19 protein-coding genes are annotated in these 20,828 nt (G+C 63.7%); 4 read left to right on the top strand and 15 right to left on the bottom strand.

What is annotated here, in order from left to right:
- The 4 genes from BTM36_RS17270 to BTM36_RS29275 form a co-directional block, all read right to left on the bottom strand.
- On the bottom strand, positions 1-990 hold the full coding sequence (locus tag BTM36_RS17270; RefSeq protein ID WP_006464841.1) for an ABC transporter permease: 990 nt from the start codon (positions 988-990) through the stop codon (positions 1-3).
- A gap of 53 nt (positions 991-1,043) precedes the next feature.
- Positions 1,044-2,612 (bottom strand): sugar ABC transporter ATP-binding protein, encoded by a 1,569-nt coding sequence (locus BTM36_RS17265; protein WP_077237219.1) that lies wholly within the window; start codon positions 2,610-2,612, stop codon positions 1,044-1,046.
- Between the two features lie 148 nt (positions 2,613-2,760).
- On the bottom strand, positions 2,761-3,705 hold the full coding sequence (locus BTM36_RS17260; RefSeq protein WP_006464843.1) for a sugar ABC transporter substrate-binding protein: 945 nt from the start codon (positions 3,703-3,705) through the stop codon (positions 2,761-2,763).
- 511 nt (positions 3,706-4,216) lie between these two features.
- The gene (locus BTM36_RS29275; RefSeq protein WP_255411877.1) at positions 4,217-4,342 is read right to left on the bottom strand and encodes a hypothetical protein; all 126 of its coding nucleotides are present in this window, start codon (positions 4,340-4,342) and stop codon (positions 4,217-4,219) included.
- 102 nt (positions 4,343-4,444) lie between these two features.
- Here BTM36_RS29275 and BTM36_RS27865 point away from each other — a divergent pair, with 102 nt between their 5' ends.
- On the top strand, positions 4,445-4,741 hold the full coding sequence (locus BTM36_RS27865) for a hypothetical protein (RefSeq protein WP_139347175.1): 297 nt from the start codon (positions 4,445-4,447) through the stop codon (positions 4,739-4,741).
- A 91-nt stretch (positions 4,742-4,832) separates the two neighbouring features.
- Here BTM36_RS27865 and nhaA read toward each other — a convergent pair whose 3' ends face one another.
- The 9 genes from nhaA to BTM36_RS17215 all read right to left on the bottom strand — a co-directional run bounded on the left by nhaA (position 4,833) and on the right by BTM36_RS17215 (position 13,167).
- Positions 4,833-6,017: a Na+/H+ antiporter NhaA gene (nhaA, locus tag BTM36_RS17255; RefSeq protein ID WP_077237218.1), complete on the bottom strand. Its 1,185-nt coding sequence runs from the start codon at positions 6,015-6,017 to the stop codon at positions 4,833-4,835.
- A 218-nt stretch (positions 6,018-6,235) separates the two neighbouring features.
- The gene (locus tag BTM36_RS17250) at positions 6,236-6,673 is read right to left on the bottom strand and encodes a universal stress protein (RefSeq protein WP_006464846.1); all 438 of its coding nucleotides are present in this window, start codon (positions 6,671-6,673) and stop codon (positions 6,236-6,238) included.
- 253 nt (positions 6,674-6,926) lie between these two features.
- Positions 6,927-7,727 carry an N-formylglutamate deformylase gene (gene hutG, locus BTM36_RS17245; RefSeq protein ID WP_006464847.1) on the bottom strand — a complete coding sequence of 267 codons (801 nt, stop codon included), beginning with the start codon at positions 7,725-7,727 and terminating at the stop codon, positions 6,927-6,929.
- A 10-nt stretch (positions 7,728-7,737) separates the two neighbouring features.
- Positions 7,738-9,171: a formimidoylglutamate deiminase gene (locus BTM36_RS17240; protein WP_077237217.1), complete on the bottom strand. Its 1,434-nt coding sequence runs from the start codon at positions 9,169-9,171 to the stop codon at positions 7,738-7,740.
- 98 nt (positions 9,172-9,269) lie between these two features.
- Positions 9,270-9,932: a HutD family protein gene (locus BTM36_RS17235; RefSeq protein WP_077237216.1), complete on the bottom strand. Its 663-nt coding sequence runs from the start codon at positions 9,930-9,932 to the stop codon at positions 9,270-9,272.
- A complete protein-coding gene (locus BTM36_RS17230; protein WP_077237215.1) occupies positions 9,922-10,695 on the bottom strand; it encodes an amino acid ABC transporter ATP-binding protein in 774 nt (257 codons plus the stop codon). Before BTM36_RS17230 ends, BTM36_RS17235 begins: the two co-directional genes overlap by 11 nt.
- Positions 10,695-11,360, bottom strand: a complete 666-nt coding sequence (locus BTM36_RS17225; RefSeq protein WP_006464851.1) for an amino acid ABC transporter permease — start codon at positions 11,358-11,360, stop codon at positions 10,695-10,697. The genes BTM36_RS17230 and BTM36_RS17225 overlap by 1 nt, the downstream gene beginning before the upstream one ends.
- Positions 11,361-11,554: 194 nt before the next feature.
- A complete protein-coding gene (locus BTM36_RS17220) occupies positions 11,555-12,310 on the bottom strand; it encodes a glutamine ABC transporter substrate-binding protein (RefSeq protein ID WP_039876649.1) in 756 nt (251 codons plus the stop codon).
- A 119-nt stretch (positions 12,311-12,429) separates the two neighbouring features.
- Positions 12,430-13,167, bottom strand: coding sequence for an IclR family transcriptional regulator (locus BTM36_RS17215; protein ID WP_039876652.1), 738 nt, complete (start codon positions 13,165-13,167; stop codon positions 12,430-12,432).
- 262 nt (positions 13,168-13,429) lie between these two features.
- Here BTM36_RS17215 and BTM36_RS17210 point away from each other — a divergent pair, with 262 nt between their 5' ends.
- The 3 genes from BTM36_RS17210 (at position 13,430) to prpF (ending at position 18,034) form a co-directional block, all read left to right on the top strand.
- Complete coding sequence (locus tag BTM36_RS17210) at positions 13,430-14,152, top strand: GntR family transcriptional regulator (protein WP_006464854.1); 723 nt, start codon at positions 13,430-13,432, stop codon at positions 14,150-14,152.
- Between the two features lie 73 nt (positions 14,153-14,225).
- Complete coding sequence (acnD, locus tag BTM36_RS17205) at positions 14,226-16,847, top strand: Fe/S-dependent 2-methylisocitrate dehydratase AcnD (protein WP_077237214.1); 2,622 nt, start codon at positions 14,226-14,228, stop codon at positions 16,845-16,847.
- Positions 16,844-18,034, top strand: coding sequence for a 2-methylaconitate cis-trans isomerase PrpF (prpF, locus tag BTM36_RS17200; RefSeq protein WP_077237213.1), 1,191 nt, complete (start codon positions 16,844-16,846; stop codon positions 18,032-18,034). Before acnD ends, prpF begins: the two co-directional genes overlap by 4 nt.
- 16 nt (positions 18,035-18,050) lie before the next feature.
- Here the strand turns inward: prpF and dld are convergent, their stop codons facing one another.
- Positions 18,051-19,757 carry a D-lactate dehydrogenase gene (dld, locus tag BTM36_RS17195; RefSeq protein ID WP_174616867.1) on the bottom strand — a complete coding sequence of 569 codons (1,707 nt, stop codon included), beginning with the start codon at positions 19,755-19,757 and terminating at the stop codon, positions 18,051-18,053.
- Between the two features lie 8 nt (positions 19,758-19,765).
- Positions 19,766-20,800, bottom strand: coding sequence for an ABC transporter permease (locus BTM36_RS17190; protein WP_077237212.1), 1,035 nt, complete (start codon positions 20,798-20,800; stop codon positions 19,766-19,768).
- Positions 20,801-20,828 lie beyond the last annotated feature (28 nt).

Below are 20,828 nucleotides of genomic sequence, written 5' to 3'. Positions count from 1 at the left end.
TCAGCGTGCGTGGCGCTGGCCACGACGACGATAGGTGTCCAGGATCACGGCCACCACGATGACCGCGCCGGTGATGATGCGCTTCATCGGCTCGCTCACGCCCACCTGCGCCAGGCCGGCTTCCAGTACCGAGATGATCAGCACGCCGATGAAGGTGCTGACGATGGAGCCACGCCCGCCCATGAGGCTGGTGCCGCCGATGACCACGGCCGCGATCACCTGCAGTTCCATGCCCACGCCGCCGTTGGGATCGGCCGCTTCCAGGCGCGACACCTGGAACAGCGCCGCGATGCCGGCCAGCCCGCCCATCAGGGCGAAGGCCAGGATCTTGCTGGGGTTGGGATTGACCCCGGACAGGCGCACCGCTTCTTCGTTGGTGCCGATACCGATCCAGTAGCGCCCCAGGACGGTCCGCGTGAGCACCAGTTGCGCAATGATGACGATGGCGATGGCCGAGAGGAAGGCCGGCGACATGCCAAACAGCACCGGCGAGCTGATCACGTCCACGGCGCTGCCGATGTATTCGGTGCGCGAGTTGGTGACTTGGTAGGCCAGGCCGCGGGCGATTTCCAGCACGCCCAGCGAAACGATGAAGGACGGGATGCGCCAGTGCACCGACACCAGACCGGTCAGCGTGCCGCACAGGGCCGCCACCACCACGCCCAGGGGGGCGGCGGCGTACAGCGGCCAGCCCCAGCGCACCATGGCCATGGACAGCATGGAGGCCGCCAGTGCCATCACCGAGCCGACCGACAGGTCGATGCCACCGATGATGAGGATGAAGGTCATGCCCACCGACATCACCACCAGCGGCGGGATGTCATTGGAGAGCGTGATGAAGGTGGCCGCACTGAGGAAGTTTTCACTCAGGAAGGCGAACATCACGCACATCGCCAACAGCGCGGCGATGAGACCCAGGTAGTTCTTGAAACCGGCCAGGTAGGCCGCTTGCCGGCTGGCGGCAGGAGTGGAGGTAGAGGAAGTTTGCATCTGTCTCGTCAATTCTTGGCAGTTGAAGTTCTGGCTGGGCACAGGCGGCCCGCTCAGGCCGTGTTGCCGGCCACATGGGCCGCTTCGGCGGCTTCCTGGCGTCCGACATAGCCACTGAAGGCAGCCGCCAGGATGCGCTCCTGCGACCAGTCGTCACGGCTGAAGGTGTCGGCGATGCGGCCGGCGCTCATGACGGCGATGCGGTCGCAGATCTGCATCAGTTCGCGCAGGTCGCTGGAGACCACCAGCAGGCCCTTGCCCTGTGCCGCCAGTTCGGCGAAGAGGCGGTAGATATCGGACTTGGCGCCGATGTCGATGCCCCGGGTGGGCTCGTCGAAGAGCATGATCGGGCAATCGCGGTACAGCCAGCGTGCGATCACCACCTTCTGCTGGTTGCCACCGGAAAGTTCACCGGCAGCCTGCACCACGCCGGCACTGCGGATGCGCAGTTTCTTCACATAGTCGCGAGCGACGTCGGCTTCGGCCGCGTGGTCCAGCATGCCGCCCCGGCTGACGCGGCCCAGATGGGCCAGCGAGGTGTTCACGCTGATGGCTTGCGGCAGCAGCAGGCCCTGCCCTTTGCGGTCTTCGGTGACCATGGCGATGCCGGCCTTGACCGCATCCTTGGGACTGCGGATGCGGGCCGGTTGCTGGCCCTCGCCGATGAAGACTTCACCCTGGTCGGCGCGATCGGCGCCGAAGATCAGGCGCAGCAGTTCGGTGCGGCCCGAGCCGATCAGCCCGGCGATGCCCAGCACCTCGCCGGCATGCAGGGCGAAGCTGGCCGGCTGTACCACGCCGGCCCGACCCAGACCGCGCACGCGCAGCAGGGGCGCGCCGATACGGCGATGGCCGGCGTCCAGGTCAACCTTGGTCAGTTCGCCGGCCATCAGTTGCACCAGTTGCTCGGTGGAGTAACGGCCGATGTCGTCGTTGCAGACCAGCTTGCCGTCACGCAGCACCACGATGCGGTCGGCGATGCGTTTCAGTTCTTCCAGCCGGTGCGAGATATAGATGATGGCCACGCCTTCGGCGCGCAGGCGCTCGATGCGCGAGAACAGCAGTTCCACCTCGCGGTTGGTCAGCATGGCCGTGGGTTCGTCCAGGATCAGGCAACGGCAGCTGCCGATCAGGTTGCGGGCGATCTCGACCATCTGCTGATGGCCCAGACCCAGGTCGCCGACCGGTGTCCACGGATCCAGCTCGCCCAGGCCGACCACTTCCATCTGGGTACGGGCGGCCTCGGCCAGTTTCTTGCGGTCGATCCAGCCAAAGCAACGCGGCAGCTTTTCCAGGAACAGGTTTTCGGCAATCGACAGCGTGGGGATCAGGTTCAGTTCCTGCATCACCATGCGGATGCCCAGCGCCTCGGCCTGGGTGCGCGACACCGGTTGATAGGCTTGGCCATCCAGTGTCATCTGGCCGGCACTGGCATCGACCAGGCCGCAGATGATCTTGGACAGCGTACTCTTGCCGGCACCGTTTTCGCCGGTCAGGGCCAGCACCTGGCCTGGATGCAGATCCAGGTCGATGCCGTCCAGTACCGGTGCGGCGTAGCTCTTGCCGATGCCGGACAGGGTCAGCAAGGCGGCGGTTCGGGAGGGGGAGTCGTTGGGCTGCATGGGTCTTTGGCGCGCATGAAGCGGCGGCAGAAAGGACGATGAGGAAACAAAGGCCTGCGCCGCAGAACGGGCGCAGGTACCTTGCAAGTGAGACGCGGGTGGCTGCACTAGCGCACTAGTGCAGGCCTGCGCCGCGCTTGCCGCCAGCTTACTTGGTGACCAGCGAGACCTTGGTCTCGACCACGCCGCCCAGGGCGCTTTGCGGCTTCTTCTCGGAGACCGCCTTCAGGGCGGTTTCGATGCCGAACACGGCCTGCTGCTGGGCGAACTGGTCAACAGTGGCCAGCACGCGGCCATCCTTCAACATCGGCTTGATGGCGTTGATGTTGTCGTAGCCGACCAGTTGCACCTTGCCGGTCTTGCCAGCGGCGCGGATGGCGGCCACGGCGCCCAGCGCCATATTGTCATTGCCGGCCAGGATGGCCTTGATGTCCGGATGGGCGTTCAGGATGGAGGCAGCAACCTTGTTACCCTGGTCGATTTCCCATTGACCGGACTGCACGGTCACCACATTGGCACCGACGTCCTTCATCGCATCCTGGAAGCCCAGGGTGCGCTGCTGCGCATTGAAGGTGGTGGAGACGCCTTCGATGATGGCGACCTTGTCACCCTTCTGCAGTTGCTTGCCCAGGTAATCGCCGGCCAGCTTGGCGCCCTTGCGGTTGTCCGGGCCGACGAAGGGCACGGTGATGCCCTTTTCCTTCAGCGCCGCGTCATCAAGCTTGTTATCGATGTTGACCACGATGATGCCGGCGTCGATGGCCTTCTTGACCACCGGCACCAGCGCCTTCGAATCGGCCGGGGCGATGACCAGGGCGTTGACCTTGGAGACGATCATCTGCTCGACGATCTTGATCTGGTTGGCGGTGTCCTGCTCATCCTTGATGCCGTTGGCGATCAGGTCGAACTTGCCGGCATTGGCCTTCTGGTATTCGCGGGCGCCGTTCTCCATGTTCAGGAAGAACTCGTTGGCCAGCGACTTCATGACCAGCGCCACCTTGGGCTTGGCCGGGGTCTGCGCCAGGGCGGCGCCGGGGAGGACTGCACAAGCCAGGGTAGCAATGGCGAAATGGCGGCGGGTGAATTTGTTCATCTGGGTCTCCAGTATTGATGTTGCCGGCGTTTCCTAGAAGATAGACGCCGTTATCGTTGCGCAAACGTTTGCGCGAGTTGGAGAATAGCACCGCAAAATAAGAAAATAAAGCTGCAGTGCAGCTTTTTTTTTCATTTTGCGGGGACGACAACGGAAGGTCGAGGAAGGGCTGGATACCTCACTCAGCGTGGCTCTGCGCACAGTAGGAGCGCAGTCGGAGGGCCAATGCATACGGCGGGAAGCGCCGGCATGGCACCTTCCGCCGTGATGAAAGTACGGAGGAACTGGAGATACGAAATTCAGGCAGCCGAGCGAAGACCAGCGCAGCACCGTCCCCATGTCCAGGCCCCTGCCCGGGATGGAAGACGGCATGCTTCAGGCCGGCGACTGGTTTAACGCTCGTCTGCGCTCTCGTCTACGCTTCAGGCAGGTGCTGCATGTTGCACGCAACCCGCCGACTGCGACGCACCGGATCGAAGCCGGCGCGCGCCCTGGCAATCCTGTACGGGGATCAGTGACCGAAATGGGTACGGCGCCAGACGTAAGCACCAAAGGCGCAACTGCCGATCACCACATACAAGGCATACCACGCCAGCATCTGGCCACCATAGGCCATCAACATTTCCATCAGGTTCATGTCTGTCTCCTCTGATATGACTGCTGCGCTGTTATTCGCGCAGCTTATCGTCCCAAGGGATGAAAATGTCGAAACAACAACATCCCCCACTTGCTGCGGGCCTTGCTGTCACCCGAAAACGGCCCGGCGCCCTTCCACGCCGCGCCGATAAAGGCCCGTGCAAATATCTTCCTACTGCCAAATGATGATGTAAAGAATCCATTATTCCGCGCAGCAGCATTTGGCGCCCGCCCTGCCCTGCATCAATGGAACCAAGCAGTAGTGCGCATTCTCACGGATGAGCACATAAGCCCATTGCAGGGCGGATATGCACTAACGGTGTGCAAAAACTTAATTTTTGATCAATCTTTTGCGTTGCAAAACCGAAAGTTGTTGATTAGTCGCCAAACGACGACGTGATGCGAATTTGACGCGGGATTGGGACGCTTTTAGGCGGCATCCGCCCTGCTTGCCGCCCCGACATGTCACGATGGCCTGATGTTCACGCTGCTTATATCTTGCGCCACAACACCAGCGTTCCGCACAGGCCCGCCAGCATGGAGCCGCCCAACACGCCGAGCTTGAGCTTGGCTTCGAAATCGGCGCCCAGGCCCTGGAAGGCCAGGCCGCCGATGAACAGGCTCATGGTGAAACCGATCCCGCACAGCATGCACACGCCGATGAACTGGCGCGTGCTGGCGCCGGCCGGTGCATCGGCCAGTCCGCTGCGCACCATCAGCCAGGCGGCACCGAAGACGCCGATGGTCTTGCCCAGCACAAGGCCGGCAGCAATCCCCAGTGGAATCGGCTCGAACAGGCTGCCCAGCGACATCCCCTGCAGCGAAACGCCGGCATTGGCAAAGGCGAACATCGGCAACACCAGGAACGCCACCCAAGGGTGTAGCCCGTGTTCCAGTGCGCCGGCCAGCGGCTGCTCGTCGGCATCGCGCATGGGAATGGCCAGCGCCGTCACTACCCCGGCCAGCGTGGCATGGATGCCAGACTTGAGTACGCAGACCCAGATCACCAGGCCCACCAGCAGATAGACGTCGGCGCGGCGCACGCCGCTGCGATTGAGCAGCAACAGCACCAGCGTGCCCACGCCGGCGCCGGCCAGCATGCCCAGTGAGAGGTTGTCGGTATAGAACAGGGCGATGACGACGATGGCGCCCAGATCGTCGATGATGGCCACGGCCGTCAGGAACACCTTGAGCGAAGTCGGTACCCGTGAGCCCAGCAGCATGACGATGCCGATGGCAAAGGCGATATCGGTGGCGGCCGGGATGGCCCAGCCGCGCAAGGCGACCGGGTCGCCGAGATTGATCAGGGCATAGATCGCGGCCGGCACGACCATGCCGCCCAGGGCTGCGGCGGCGGGCAGGATGGCCTTCTTGCGCGAGGCCAGTTCGCCTTCCACGAATTCGCGCTTGATCTCCAGCCCGACCAGGAAGAAGAACACCGCCATCCACAAATCATTGACCCACAGCAGCAAGGGCTTGGACAAGACCACCAGTCCACCGATATCGACCGTGCCCTGGATGCGCGTAAAGGACTCGTAGGCCTGACGCCAGCCACTGTTGCTGACCAGCAGCGCCAGTACGGCGGCAATGGCGAGCACGATGCCACCGGCCGCCTCATGCGCGAAGAATCGGGTAAAGGCGTTACCGCCCTGGGATTGGTGAGGGGTGTGGGCCAATGGCTGCTCCTTGTTGTCGTTTCATGAACCAGGCCAGACTGTAACAAGGCAGCGCCCATTCTCCAAGTCTTGACGATGGCGGGGACGGCTCCCACCGATACATCAGGAACAAACAAAATGAACAAAAAAAGGGCCGTCCCTCTCCACAGGAACGGCCCGACCCTCCACACCACAAACCTTATACGGTACGCCCCGCTACAGGGACGCGCCTTGATGGATCAACGGAACACCAGGACTGGCACCTTGCTGCGTGCCAGCAGCTTCTGCGTCTGGCTGCCCATGAGCAGCCGGCCCAGCGTCGAACGCGCCTTGGAGGCCATGAAGATGGCGTCGCAGTGTTCGCGTTCGGCCACGCGCATGATTTCTTCGTAGGGGCGGCCGCCCTGGGCCACCTGCACCGAGCAGGGAACGCCCTGCTCGCGCGCCATTTCAGTGATCATTTCCACGCTGGCCATGGCACGTGCGCGGCCGGCTTCGTCGGTACGGGCCACGTCCACGCCTACGCTGACTTCGGGGATGGACAGTGCTCGCAGATTGCCGGCCACCGACAGCCCCACCAGATTGCTGCCGCAGCTTTTCGCCAGTGCGATGGCCGCCTTCACGGACTCGTTACACAGACGGGAACCATCGGTTGCCAGCAGTATATTCTTGAACATGATGACCTCAGGGGGTGACAGGAATGGCGTCGGACTCGTTGTGCATTTCGCCTTGCGTATTGCGTCGAGCTCGTATGACTGCATACTAAGGCCGCGCCATCTGAAGCGACTTGACATGCATCAAGCGCCACGGGCTCGCCAGGTCCGTCCTGTGCGCATTTGCGCTGGATCAAATGGCGCCCTGCCCGGGAGCTGCGGATGCAAAAACGGCCTGCGCAATGGCAGGCCGTCCGCTGGCATCCAGGGGGCTCGTCTATGTCGGACGAAATGCCAGGAAGCGCTCTACCAGTCGCTGCAGCACCGGCTTGAGCTGGCCGGCCAGGGTGTCATCCAGGGCGTACGGGGCCTCTTCCTGCATGTAGCTGCGCTGGGCCAGTTCCAGCTGCATGGCGTGGACCTGCTGCGCCGGCTGTCCGTAGTGGCGCGTGATATAGCCGCCCTTGAAGCGGCCATTGAGCACCGCCGGATAGTGCGGCGCCAGTTGCTGCGCCAGCGCCAGTAGATCTTCGCCCAGGCCCGGCGCGCAGGCCGCACCACTGGCGTTGCCGAAATTGAAGACCGGCAGTTCGCCCTCGAACAGGTGCGGGATGAGCGAACGGATCGAATGCGCATCCCATAGCAAGGCGTATCCGTGGATGGCCTTGAGCCGCGCCAGTTCGCCCTGCAGGGCGGCATGATAGGGATGCCAGTAGATCTGCAGGCGGCGCGCGATCTCGGCCTCATCCGGCTCGCAGCCGGGACGATACAGGGCGACGTTGTCGAAGGTGGTCAAGGGGCACAGGCCCGTGGTGTTCTGCCCCGGATACAGGCTCTGCCCATCGGCCGGGCGGTTCAGGTCGATGGTGTAGCGCGAGTGGAAAGGTCGCAGCACCGAAACGCCCAGGGTACTGGCGAAGTCATAGAGCTCGGCGATGTGCCAGTCGGTATCGTCGACCTGCAGGCCGGTCTCGCTGAAGGACGATTGCAGGTCCTGCGGCAATTGCGTGCCGACGTGCGGCATGGAAATCAGCAAGGGGGTGCTGCCCTGATGCAACTGGTAGATATCGTTCGACATGGTTTCTTCCTCAGTCCTTCAATAGTTCGGCAACGGCGCTGCGATAGGCGCGACGGGCGCTGTCTTCCAGCGCATGATGACCGGCCGCGACCACCTGGCGGCCGCCGACGTAGACATCGCGGATGGGCTGGCCGTCATGTTCGCAGAAGACCAGCGCCGACAGCAGTTGCTCCGGGCTACGGTCGGCCAGGTTGATGTCCTCGCCGTCGAGGACGATGAAATCGGCACGCTGGCCCACGGCCAGCCCCGCCACAGGGCGTCCGCTGGCAGCGGCACCACCCGCCACGGCACGGGCATACAGGCGCTCGCCGACGATGGGCTCGGCTTCGGAAGCCAGCACGTTGCGGCGGCGATGGTGCAGGCGCTGCCCATACTCCAGCAGGCGCAGTTCGGAGCGCAGGTTGATGGCGATATTGCTGTCCGAGCCGATACCCCAGCGCGTATTGGACTCCAGCAGGCGGGCCGCATCGATGATACCGTCGCCCAGATTGGCTTCGGTCGTCGGGCATAGCCCCACGACGGCACCGCTGGCGGCGACGGCCTGGTATTCGGCAGCATCCATGTGGGTGGCATGCACCAGGCACCAGCGTGCGTCGATGGCCTGCAGCGAGTGCAGCAACTGCACCGGTCGTTGGCCGCACCAGGCCAGGCAGTCCTGGACTTCACGTTCCTGTTCGGCGATATGAATATGCACCGGGGCATCCTGTCCGCCGGACTGGTGCTGCAAGCCGCTGACCAGCTCCTCCAGTCCTGCCGGCGATACTGCCCGCAGCGAATGCGGCGCCACGCCATAGCGGCGCATGGGGTTTTCCGGCAAGGCGTGCAGCAGACGTTCGCGCAGGGCCAGCAGGCTCTGCGCCGTGCCGATGAAGCGCGCCTGCTCGGCCGAGGTCGGCTGGCTGCCGAAGCCGCCGTACTGGTACAGCACCGGCAGCAAGGTCATGCCGATGCCGACATCGCCGGCCGCCTGCATCACCCGCAGCCCCAGTTCGGCCGGATCGGCATAGGCCGCGCCGCCGGGGGCGTGATGCAGGTAATGGAATTCACAGACCGAGGTATAGCCTGCCTTGAGCATCTCGATGTAGAGATGGCGGGCGATGGCTTCCAGATGTTCCGGTTGCAGGCGCTGGGCGAAGCGGTACATCAGCTTGCGCCAGCTCCAGAAGGAGTCGGAGGGGCTGCCCATGACTTCGGTCAGCCCGGCCATGGCGCGCTGGAAGGCATGCGAGTGCAGATTGGGCATGCCGGCGATCACCGGGCCTCTGGCGACAGCAGCTTGCCCGGGGGCCTGGTCGGGGCGGGCTTCGATGAGCGCGCCGGTCTCGTCCCAGCGCAGCATGACATCGCGGCGCCAGCCTTCCGGCAGCAGGGCCAGTGGGCAGAATATCGTGCCGCCGGCAGAGGGAGTGAGGTGTTGTGGGTCTAGTTCGCGAGGCGATGCCATGTGCTCACCTTTATTATTGACGTTTCTTGAAAATGGATGCCGGGCAAGGCCATACCGCTTGGGGCGGGTGGAAGATGACCATGCCGGCACTCGAAGGACTAGCTCTGCGTTCCTTCAGGGGTGAGGCGGATGCAGACCGCCAGCACCACGCTGCCGGGCGTGCACAGCAGATCCGGCTGGCGCGTGCCGTGACCGTCACGCAGGCGGGCGAATTCACCGCAACGCAGGGCTTGCTGCAGACCGCTTTCGTCCGACAGGCAGGCCGCGCCACGCGCTACATACAGCAATGCGGTATCAGCCGGCAGGCAGCGGGAATTCTGCTCGCGCAAGACCACCACCTTGCCGCTTGCACGTTCGCGCCGGACCATCAGGTTGAAGTCCAGCGTCGGCGCGCCATGCAGCTGGACATTGATGGCCTGTTCACCCGGGAACTCATGCGGTACGAAGCATTCTGCCAGATCGTGGACGTGCGCTCCGTCGGTATACATGCCAAAGCCACCCCCTTCGAGCAAGACGATGGTGCGGTCGATGCCATTAAAGGTCGAGAACGCACCATCGGCACCCACGTCGGCCACGCTGACCCGCCACAGGAAACCGGCGAAATCCGACTGCGGTGGCTCCACGCAGAGCTCACGCGTCTGCCCGCCCTCATTCTTCCAGGGGACGGCAGTGATGCGGCCCAGTTCGCCCACGAACTGGATGGGGCTGGCCGGTTTTTGCGCGCGGGCCGGGGCCTGTGCCTGGCTCAGATCAAGCGCCATGGGCGACCTCGCGTGCCAGCATGGTCTGCAGGAAGCTGCGGGTACGGGCTTCGCGCGGCGCAGTGAAGATGGCCGACGGCGGGCCGGATTCGACGATGCTGCCGTGATCCATCACCACCACCACATCGGCCACTTCGCGGGCAAAGCCCATTTCATGGGTGACGATGAGCATGGTCATGCCTTCGGCCGCCAGGTCCTTCATCACCTGCAGCACTTCGCCGACCAGCTCCGGGTCAAGCGCCGAGGTCGGTTCGTCGAACAGCATGACCTTGGGGTCCATGGCCAGGGCACGGGCGATCGCCACGCGCTGCTTCTGGCCACCGGACAGCGTGCCGGGGAAATCCTTGGCCTTGTGTTCCAGGCCGACCTTCTTCAACAGCCGCAGGCCCTTCTCCTGTGCCTCCTTGCGCGGGACGCCGCGCAGGCAGGTGGGGGCCAGTGTGATGTTGTCCAGCACGCTCAGGTGGGGGAACAGGTTGAAGGACTGGAACACCATGCCCACTTCGGCGCGCAAGGCGTCGAGCTTGGTTTCGGGCATCATCCGACCGCCCTCCACCACCGGATGGCCGCTGACCACCACGGTGCCGCCTTCGGCGGTCTCCAGGCCGTTCAGGCAGCGCAGGAAGGTACTCTTGCCACTGCCACTGGGGCCGATGATGACCACCACCTGGCTGGGCTGGACTGAAAAGTCGATGTTCTTGAGGACGACATGACTGCCAAAGGATTTCTGCAATCCCTTGATTTCGACGATGGGCTGCGACATCAGACCCTCCCTTCCGAACGCAATACTTTTTCGATCCGGCGCAACACCAGGGTGGTGGCGCTGGTAAGAACCAGATAGATGACGGCGATGGCCAGATAGGTCTCCAGCGACCGGTAGGTCACGCTGATGATCTTCTCGCCCTCGTGCATCAGGTCGGCGATGGTCAGCAGCGACACCAGCGCCGAATTCTTGATCAGCGCGATGAATTCATTGCCCAGCGGCGGGATCATGCGCACGAAGGCCTGCGGCAGGATCACCCGGCGCATGGCCATGCGGTAAGGCAGGCCCAGCGAGCGGGCCGCTTCCATCTGGCCGCGCTCGATGGACTGGATGGAACCGCGCACGATCTCGGAGACATAGGCCCCGCTATAGATGCCCAGCCCGAGAATGCCGCAGACATAGGCCGGCAGCAGCAGGCCCAGGTGCGGCAGCCCGAAGAACCACAGGAACAGCTGTACCAGCAGCGGTGTACCCCGGACCAGGGTCAGGTAGACGGTACAGATGCCATAGATGAAGCGGCGCTGCGGATTGAGACGACCCAGGCCCACCAGCAGGCCCAGTACACAGCCCAGCACCAGCGAGGCGGCGGTGATTTCAACCGTGACCAGGGTGCCGTGAAAGAGCGCCGGCCAACTATCCCAGACGCCTGAAAAATCCAGATTCATGAAGTGCTCCGGCAAAAGAGGTCCCGTTCCCGGTCGGATCGTCAACGGGCCGGGCCTTGTGCGGTCTCAAGGAAGGAAGATGCGTGAAACTGCGTGAAAAAATGCAGGAAAGTATGCACGTAAGGCAGCGGCCGTCGGCCTCACCGGCTCACGCCGGCCGCTACCCCGGCCCAAGCCGGTGCTTGAAGCGTAGGTTACTCGGCCTTGCCGAACCACTTGTCGGTCAATGCGGTATAGGTGCCATTGACGCGCAGGGTCTGCAGGGCCTTGTTGAGTTGCTCGGCCAGCTCGGTATCGCCCTTGCGCATGGCGTAACCATAGAGCTCGGTGGTCAGGCCCTTGTCCAGCACACGTACCAGCGGCTGGGTACGGGCATATTCCACCGCCGCGGGACGGCCGGTCACCACCGCATTGACGCGGCCGGTGGCCAGCAGGTCGAACATGGCCTGGTTCTTTTCCACTTCCACGCGCTCCACGCCCGGGTAGTTGTCCTTCAGGTAGCTGACCGACTTGGTGCCCACCTGGACCGAGACGCGCTTGCCCTTGTTCAGGTCGTCCGGCACCTTGATGCTGGTGTCGTCACGACGCACCAGCACGGCCAGGCCGCCACGGTAGTAGGGATCGCTGAAGTTGACCACCTTGCGGCGCTCGTCGGTCATGTAGATGGCCGATGCGGCGATGTCGAAACGGTTGGAGATCAGGCCGGGAATGAGGCCCTTGAAATCGATATCGACCCACTGGACCTTCTTGCCCATGGTCTTGGCCAGGGCTTCGATGAGTTCGATGTCGAAGCCGGTGCGCTTGCCGTCCTTGACGAATTCCATTGGCGGGAAGGTGGCGTCGGTGCCTACACGGATCACGTTGTCGGCGGCGTGGGCGGCCGGCATGACGGCAGTCAGCATGGCAATGCTGGCGGTGAAGGCGCAAAGAAGCTTGGAAATCTTCATCATGAGTTCCTCAATAGAAACGACAACATGGACTGGACGCCGGAGTATTCCGGCGCGATGGACTGCAAAATCCCTGGGGCATTCCGCCCGTCACGCCCCTAGGACGGCGCGACCGGGCAGGTTCAAAAACGATTACAGATGCGCTGTGCCGCTTCCACCGTCATGCGCACCAGTTCCTGCTCGCGATTGCCCACGCGCAGCGCCGGTGCCATCAGGGTGATGGTGCCTTCCAGACGGCCATTGGAGGTCATGATGGGAACGGAGACACCCCACACGCCCAGGTCGACTTCGCTCTCGCTGATGCAGTAGCCGCGGCGACGGATTTCATCGAGCTGGGCTTCCAGCGCGGCGACCTCTTCCGGCTTGTCCACGAGCTGGTCGGCCACCAGTTTCTGTTGCAGCTTGCGCGGCATGAAGGCCAGCAGGCTCTTGGCCGAAGCGCCCTTGAGCAGCGGATGCGCCCGGCCCTTGGTGAAGGAACAGCGCAGCGGCTGGTCGCTTTCTTCCATGGCGATGCACACCATCTGGCCATTGATCGGCACCAGCAGGCCCACGCTCTCACCGCTGCGCTGGACCAGGGAGATGATCTCTTCCCGGCTCTGGCTGATCAGGTTGGAATTCTGGTCGAAGCCCCAGGCCAGTTGCACGCCGGTCGGACCAGGCTCGAAGGTGCCCGAGTTCATATGCTCCTGCAGCAATCCCCACTTCTTCAGCGAGGCCAGGTGGCGATAGACGGTACTGACCGGCTGTTGCACCATCGCAGCAATCTGCTTGGCGCTCACGGGCTTGCCGGCACGAGCCACGCCGGCGAGGACGTGGAGTACGCGGTCAACAATGGTAGAGGTTTGTGGAGAGTCCATGACGGAAATATAAGGTTAAATTCTCACTCTAGGTGAACGATTCCCGCATATAGGGAAAAAATTTGAAAAAATTTCGAAGGACATTTCATGTATTCCCAAGCGGCGGGTGAATTTTCTCACCTGTAACGAAAATTTCCTCATGCTATTTTTTAACTGCCTAGTGCTTAAATTGTTATGGTGTCGACACTTCTTCCCTTTTTTAATCAAAGTGCTATGATTAACCGCATCAAATCCCTTGGATTGTCGACACGGTAAAAATGAGATGAGCGAGCTGATTGCGTTGCCCAGTGCCGAACGTGAAGGAGAAACACTGTCCGAACACGTTTTCCGCAAGATCCAGAGCGCCATCGTGCAGGGCGAAATCGCGCCCGGCAGCAAGATTTCCGAACCCGAACTGGCCCGCACCTATGGCATCAGCCGCGGACCATTACGCGAAGCCATCCACCGGCTGGAAGGCCAGAACCTGCTGGTCCGGGTTCCGCATGTGGGGGCCCGGGTGGTCTCGCTGACGCTGGAAGGGCTGGTGGAACTGTTCCAGATCCGCGAATCCCTGGAAGGCATGGCCTGCCGCCTGGCCGCCCAACGCATGAGCCGCGCCGAACTCGACGAACTGCGCCGGGTGCTGGAAACCCACGAGAAGGATGAAGCCTTCCAGGCCGGGCGCGGCTATTACCAGCAGGAAGGCGACTACGACTTCCATTACAAGATCATCCAGGCCAGCGGTAACCAGATCCTGACCCGCATCCTCTGCGGCGAGCTGTACCAGCTGGCCCGCATGTACCGCATCCAGTATTCCGCCGCCCCCAACCGCCCGCGCCAGGCCTTTGCCGAACACCACCGCATTCTCGATGCCCTGGCCGATGGCGACGGCGAACTGGCCGACCTGCTCATGCGGCGCCACATCGGCGCCTCCCGTCGCAACATCGAACAACAGATCGCGCAAAGGGAGAGCGGCAGCGCGAACAGCAGGCGCGATCAGGCCTGAGCGCAGTCATCGCCACGAAACAGCCCAACCCACAATCATTCCAATTCCATCAACGAGACACGAGCCAACTGCCATGAATACCCAATACCGCAAGCCACTGCCCGGCACCCGCCTGGATTACTTCGACGCCCGTGCTGCGGTGGAGGCCATCCGCGCCGGCGCCTGGGAGGGACTGCCCTACACTTCCCGCGTGCTGGCCGAGAACCTGGTGCGCCGCTGCGACCCCGCCACCCTCACCGATTCGCTGCGTCAGCTCATCGAGCGCAAGCGCGAACTGGACTTCCCCTGGTTCCCGGCCCGCGTGGTGTGCCATGACATCCTGGGCCAGACCGCGCTGGTGGACCTGGCCGGCCTGCGCGATGCGATTGCCGACATGGGTGGCGATCCGGCCAAGGTCAACCCGGTGGTGCCGGTGCAATTGATCGTGGACCATTCGCTGGCGGTGGAATGTGGCGGCGACGACCCGCAGGCTTTCGAGAAGAACCGTGCCATCGAGGATCGCCGCAATGAAGACCGTTTCCACTTCATCGACTGGACCAAGCTGGCCTTCGAGAATGTGGACGTGATCCCGCCCGGCAACGGCATCATGCACCAGATCAATCTGGAGAAGATGTCGCCGGTGATCCACGCCAAGGACGGCGTAGCCTTCCCCGACACCCTGGTCGGCACCGACAGCCATACCCCGCACGTGGATGCCCTGGGCGTCATCGCCATCGGCGTGGGCGGCCTGGAAGCCGAGAACGTCATGCTGGGCCGCGCCTCCTGGATGCGCCTGCCCGACATCATCGGTGTGGAGCTGACCGGCCGGCGCCAGCCTGGCATTACCGCCACTGACATCGTGCTCTCGCTGACCGAATTCCTGCGCAAGCAGAAGGTGGTGGGCGCCTATCTGGAATTCTATGGCGATGGCGCTGCCAGCCTGACCCTGGGCGACCGCGCCACCATCTCCAACATGGCCCCGGAATATGGCGCCACTGCCGCCATGTTCTCCATCGACCAGCAGACCATCGACTATCTCAAGCTGACCGGTCGTGAAGACGAGCAGGTCAAGCTGGTGGAAACCTATGCCAAGGAAGCCGGCCTGTGGTCCGACACCCTGGCCAAGGCCGAGTACGAGCGCGTGCTGCACTTCGACCTCTCGACCGTGGTGCGCACCCTGGCCGGCCCCAGCAATCCGCACAAGCGCCTGCCGGTCTCCGAGCTGGCAGCTCAAGGCATCGCCGGCAAGGTCGAGAACGAACCGGGCAAGATGCCCGACGGCGCCGTCATCATCGCCGCCATCACCAGCTGCACCAACACCAGCAATCCGCGCAACGTGATCGCCGCCGGCCTGCTGGCACGTAACGCCAATCGTCTGGGACTGACGCGCAAGCCCTGGGTCAAGAGCTCGCTGGCGCCTGGTTCCAAGGCGGTCGAACTGTACCTGGACGAAGCCGGCCTGACTGCCGACCTGGAGAAACTGGGCTTCGGCATCGTGGCCTTCGCCTGCACCACCTGCAACGGCATGTCCGGTGCGCTCGATCCCAAGATCCAGCAGGAAATCATCGACCGCGACCTCTATAGCACTGCCGTGCTGTCCGGCAACCGCAACTTCGACGGCCGCATCCACCCCTATGCCAAACAGGCATTCCTGGCCTCGCCGCCGCTGGTGGTGGCCTATGCCATTGCCGGCACCATCCGCTTCGACATCGAGCAGGATGTGCTGGGCAAGTCGGCTGACGGCCGCGAGATCCGTCTCAAGGACATCTGGCCCAGCGACGAGGAGATCGACGCCGTGGTCGCCAGCGCCGTCAAGCCACAGCAGTTCCGCAATGTCTACACGCCGATGTTTTCGGCCCGCGTGGATCGCAGCCAGTCGGTCAGCCCGCTGTACAACTGGCGCGCGCAGAGCACCTACATCCGCCGTCCGCCCTACTGGGAAGGCGCGCTGGCCGGCGAGCGCACGCTCTCGGGCATGCGCCCCCTGGCCGTGCTGGGTGACAACATCACCACCGACCACCTCTCACCCTCCAACGCCATCCTGCTCGATAGCGCCGCCGGCGAATACCTCGCCAAAATGGGCCTGCCGGAAGAAGACTTCAATTCCTACGCCACCCACCGTGGCGACCACCTGACCGCACAGCGCGCCACCTTCGCCAATCCCAAGCTGTTCAACGAGATGGTGAAGAAAGCCGATGGCAGCGTACAGCAAGGTTCGCTGGCGCGCCTGGAGCCGGAAGGCAAAGTCATGCGCATGTGGGAAACCATCGAAGCCTACATGGAACGCAAGCAGCCGCTGATCATCATCGCCGGCGCCGACTATGGCCAGGGTTCTTCGCGCGACTGGGCCGCCAAGGGCGTGCGCCTGGCCGGTGTGGAAGCCATCGTGGCCGAGGGCTTCGAACGCATCCACCGCACCAATCTGATCGGCATGGGCGTGCTGCCGCTGGAGTTCAAGGCCGGCGAGAATCGCAACACCTATGCCATCGACGGTACCGAAACCTATGACGTCATCGGCCAGCGCCGCCCGCGCGCGGACCTGACCCTGGTTATCCATCGCAAGAACGGCGAACGCGTCGAAGTGCCGGTGACCTGCCGTCTCGATACCGCCGAAGAAGTCTCGATCTATGAAGCCGGCGGCGTGCTGCAACGCTTCGCCCAGGACTTCCTGGAAGCCTCCGCCAGTGCCGGCCAGAACGCAAAGGAACAAGCATGAGCCAAGTCCCCCAGATCCGTATCCCCGCCACCTACCTGCGTGGCGGCACCAGCAAGGGCGTCTTCTTCAAGCTGGACGACCTGCCCGAAGCCGCCCGCGTACCGGGTCGCGCCCGTGACAAGCTGCTCCAGCGCGTCATCGGCAGCCCCGATCCCTATGGCAAGCAGATCGATGGCATGGGCGGCGCTACCTCCAGCACCAGCAAGACGGTCATCATCTCGCGCAGCAGCCGTCCCGGCCATGACGTCGACTACCTGTTCGGCCAGGTCTCCATCGACAAGGATTTCGTGGACTGGAGCGGCAATTGCGGCAACCTGTCGGCGGCAGTCGGGCCGTTTGCCATTGCCGCCGGCCTGGTCGATCCCTCCAAGCTGCCGCAGGATGGCGTGGCCGTCATCACCATCTGGCAAGCCAATATCGGCAAGACCATCGTGGCGCATGTCCCGATCCGGGGCGGCCAGGTGCAGGAAACCGGTGACTTCGAACTGGACGGCGTGACCTTCCCGGCCGCCGAAGTGCAACTCGAATTCATGGACCCGGCGGCCGAGGAAGAAGGTGCCGGCGGTGCCATGTTCCCCACCGGGAACGTCGTCGATACGCTGGACGTGCCCGGCGTGGGCAGCTTCCAGGCCACCATGATCAATGCCGGCATTCCGACCATCTTCCTCAATGCGGAAGAGATCGGCTACACCGGCACCGAGCTGCAGGACGCCATCAACAGCGACCCGGCCGCACTGGCCCGTTTCGAGACCATCCGCGCGCATGGCGCCATCCGCATGGGCTTGATCACCAAGGTAGAAGAAGCCGCCACCCGCCAGCACACGCCCAAGGTGGCCTTCGTGGCCAAGCCCAAGGAATATGTCTCCTCCAGCGGCAAGACGGTGGGCGTGCAGGATACCGACGTCCTGGTGCGCGCCATGTCCATGGGCAAGCTGCACCACGCCATGATGGGAACCGCAGCGGTGGCCATCGGCACGGCTGCGGCCATTCCCGGGACATTGGTCAACCTGGCCGCCGGTGGTGGCGAACGCACCAGCGTGCGCTTCGGCCACCCCTCCGGCACCTTGCGCGTGGGTGCCGAGGCCAGGCTGGAAGACGGCCAGTGGGTGGTCACCAAGGCCATCATGAGCCGCAGTGCCCGAGTGCTGATGGAAGGTTGGGTGCGGGTGCCGGGGGACGCTTTCTGACCCGGCAACCGCTCGTCTAGCGCCAGTGCTTCAGGCGCGAGGTCTTGCCGATACCTGGGTTGAAGCTGTTGGTCGGGTCGAGCCTGCGATAGAAATCTTCCAGTGCGTGTTCGGCCCGGTATTGATGGCCGACGTTATGTTCGGCCGGGTATTTGGCGCCCTTGGCGTCGAGCAGGGCCAGGATGGCTGATTTGACCTGCTCGCAGTCTTCCCCCTTCCGGACCAGGTATTCCTGGTGCATCACGTGGCAAAAAAAGTGGCCGCAATACATGGTGAAGCGGATCTTCCCGGCGATCGCGGGCGGCAATTGCTCGAACCAGTCGCGGGTATTGCGCGGTAGCGCGATATCCAGCGCCACGATGTCTTCCACTTCCTGCGCATGGACGGCGCGATAGCGCACGATGGCGGCGCCCACCACGAAGCGGTTGAGGAAGGCCGCCCTGCCCTCGGCGGCATCACATTCAAAGAAATCCCCCGTCGCCGATGGCATGCGCGCCTGCAGGAAGCCCCGCGCAAAGTCTGCGCCGTCTTCGCTCATCTTCAGCAGCAGGTGATGCTGGTAACGATCCCGATATTGCGTCAGCCGCGCAGGCAAATGTCGCGGCAACCATCTGGAGAGCCGCTGCAGCAGGCGATCACTGCAGCCGGGGCGCAGGCCCAGCCGCTCCAGCCAGGCGTCGACCCGGCTCTTCATGGCGAAGGCCTGCATCAGACGTTCCGTGCCGAAGTGATGGATGAAGAGGAACAGGTCCTTGCCGTAGCGCTCGCTGGCCTCGAAGGCAGAACGATGCATGTATTCGCCGGCAATCGGCAGATGCGGCGACTGTTGCAACAGTCCGCGCCGGATGTCTTCCAGTTCGGCGGCGTCGTTGCTGCCGATGTAGAACACGGTGGACGAGGCATCGGCCGCAAAGGTGTCCAGCCGCAGGGCGAATACCACCACGTGGCCGGCCGAGCCTGAGGCCTCATAGAGGCGGCGCGGGTCGGCGTTGTAGCGGGCTGGCGTGGCGGCGTCGACATCGCGCACATGCTGGGCATACTCATGATCGGACGCATGGCGACCACCGCAGTCGCAGTCGGCAGCAGCGCCAACGCCACCACCGTCGGTATTGGGCAACTGGCCGCTGTCCAGGCGGTCGAGGATTTCTTCCGGTGTCTCTCCCAATTCCAGCCCCAGATGATTGACCAGACGCAGTTGACCGTCGCTATCCACCTGCGCATACAGCGCCAACTGGGTGTAGGCCGGACCACGGCGTATCAGCGAGCCACCGGAGTTGTTGCAGATGCCGCCGGTGACGGAGGCGCCCATGCAGCTTGATCCGATCACTGAATGCGGCTCCCGCCCAAGCGGCTTCAGGGTCCGTTCCAGCTGGTCCAGCGTGACGCCGGGCTGGGTCAGCACCTGCTGTCCCTGTGCCAGCAGTTCCAGCCGACGCAGGCGCAAGGTGTTGAGCACGATCACGGGCCGGTCATAGCCTGCTTCGGCAGGACTGGAGCCGCCCGTCAGGCCGGTGTTGGCCGCCTGGCAGATGACGATGGTATCGGCCGCATGACAGGCCTGCAGCACCTGCCACATCTGGCGCAGGCTGCCAGGGCGCACCACGGCAGCCGCGTCGCCCTGGCCATAGCGATAGCCCCGGCAATAGCGGCGCTTGGCGGAGGCGCTGGTCAGCACGTGGGGCGGGCCCACGATGTCCTGCAGACTGCGGATCAAGGCTTCCATCGTCGGGCTCACTGGACGAAGAAGCGCACGCGGATGGCATCGATGGCAACGGCGATGAAGATCATCACCCCGCCAATCATGCCGACATAGAACGAGGGCACGTTGGTGATGGCCAGGCCGACCTGGATCACCGTCAGCAACAGCACGCCACCGAGGATGCCCAGTACGCTGCCACGCCCGCCAAATACGCTCACCCCGCCGATGATGGGGGCGGCGATCGCATACAGCAGATAGCTCGCGCCCTGGTTGGAGGTGATGGCGATCTGCCAGGATGCCAGCAGATAACCGGCAACCCCCGCCAGGAAACCGGCCAGTGCGTAGCAGATGATCTTGATCCGGTGCACCCGGATGCCGGCCGCATGCGAGGCCAGCGCATTGCCGCCCACGGCGTAGATGGAGCGGCCCAGCACGGTGCGGCGCAGCAGCACCGACATCGCCAGCAAGGCCAGCACGAAGATCACCGGCATGATCGGCCAGCCGCCCAGGGTGGCCGATCCGATCCAGATGTAGCCATCGTCGAGGTTGGTGATGGTCTTGCCCTGGGTCAGCGCCAGCAAGGCGCCCTGCAGCACGATCATCATGGACAGTGTCTGGATCAGCGAGACCATGCGCAGTCGGGTGATGCACAGGCCGTTGAACCAGCCGATCAGGGTGGCCACCGCCACGCCGGCCAGCATGGTGATCCACCACGGCCCGCCGACGCTGGCATACAGCCAGGCGCCGATGGCCGAGGAAAAGCCCAGGTTGGCCGGCAGCGACAGATCGATCTCGCCCACCAGCAACGGCAGGGCCACTGCCAGCGCCAGCAGGCCCAGCACGGTGGCCTGCACCAAGATGTTCTGCAGGTTCATCACGCTGAGGAAGAACTGGCTGAACAGGCCGAAGCCCAGCACCAGGGCCACCAGCCAGATCCAGACCACATTGCGCAGTACCCAGCCCAGTACCTGGCGGGGCCGGTGTGATGAACTGCCCTGTGGCCTGCCTTGTGGGCCAGGTTGTCCGCTGGCGGACTGCGTGGCGCCGATTTCTGTTGCGCTTGTCATGCGGGTGTCTCCTTTTGTCATGGTCTGT

This window comes from Herbaspirillum sp. VT-16-41, from assembly GCF_001994935.1.
Classification (GTDB): Bacteria; Pseudomonadota; Gammaproteobacteria; order Burkholderiales; family Burkholderiaceae_D; genus Herbaspirillum; species Herbaspirillum frisingense.
The sequence above is the reverse complement of the archived record's forward strand: the minus strand, read 5'-3'. Positions and strand labels throughout refer to the sequence as shown.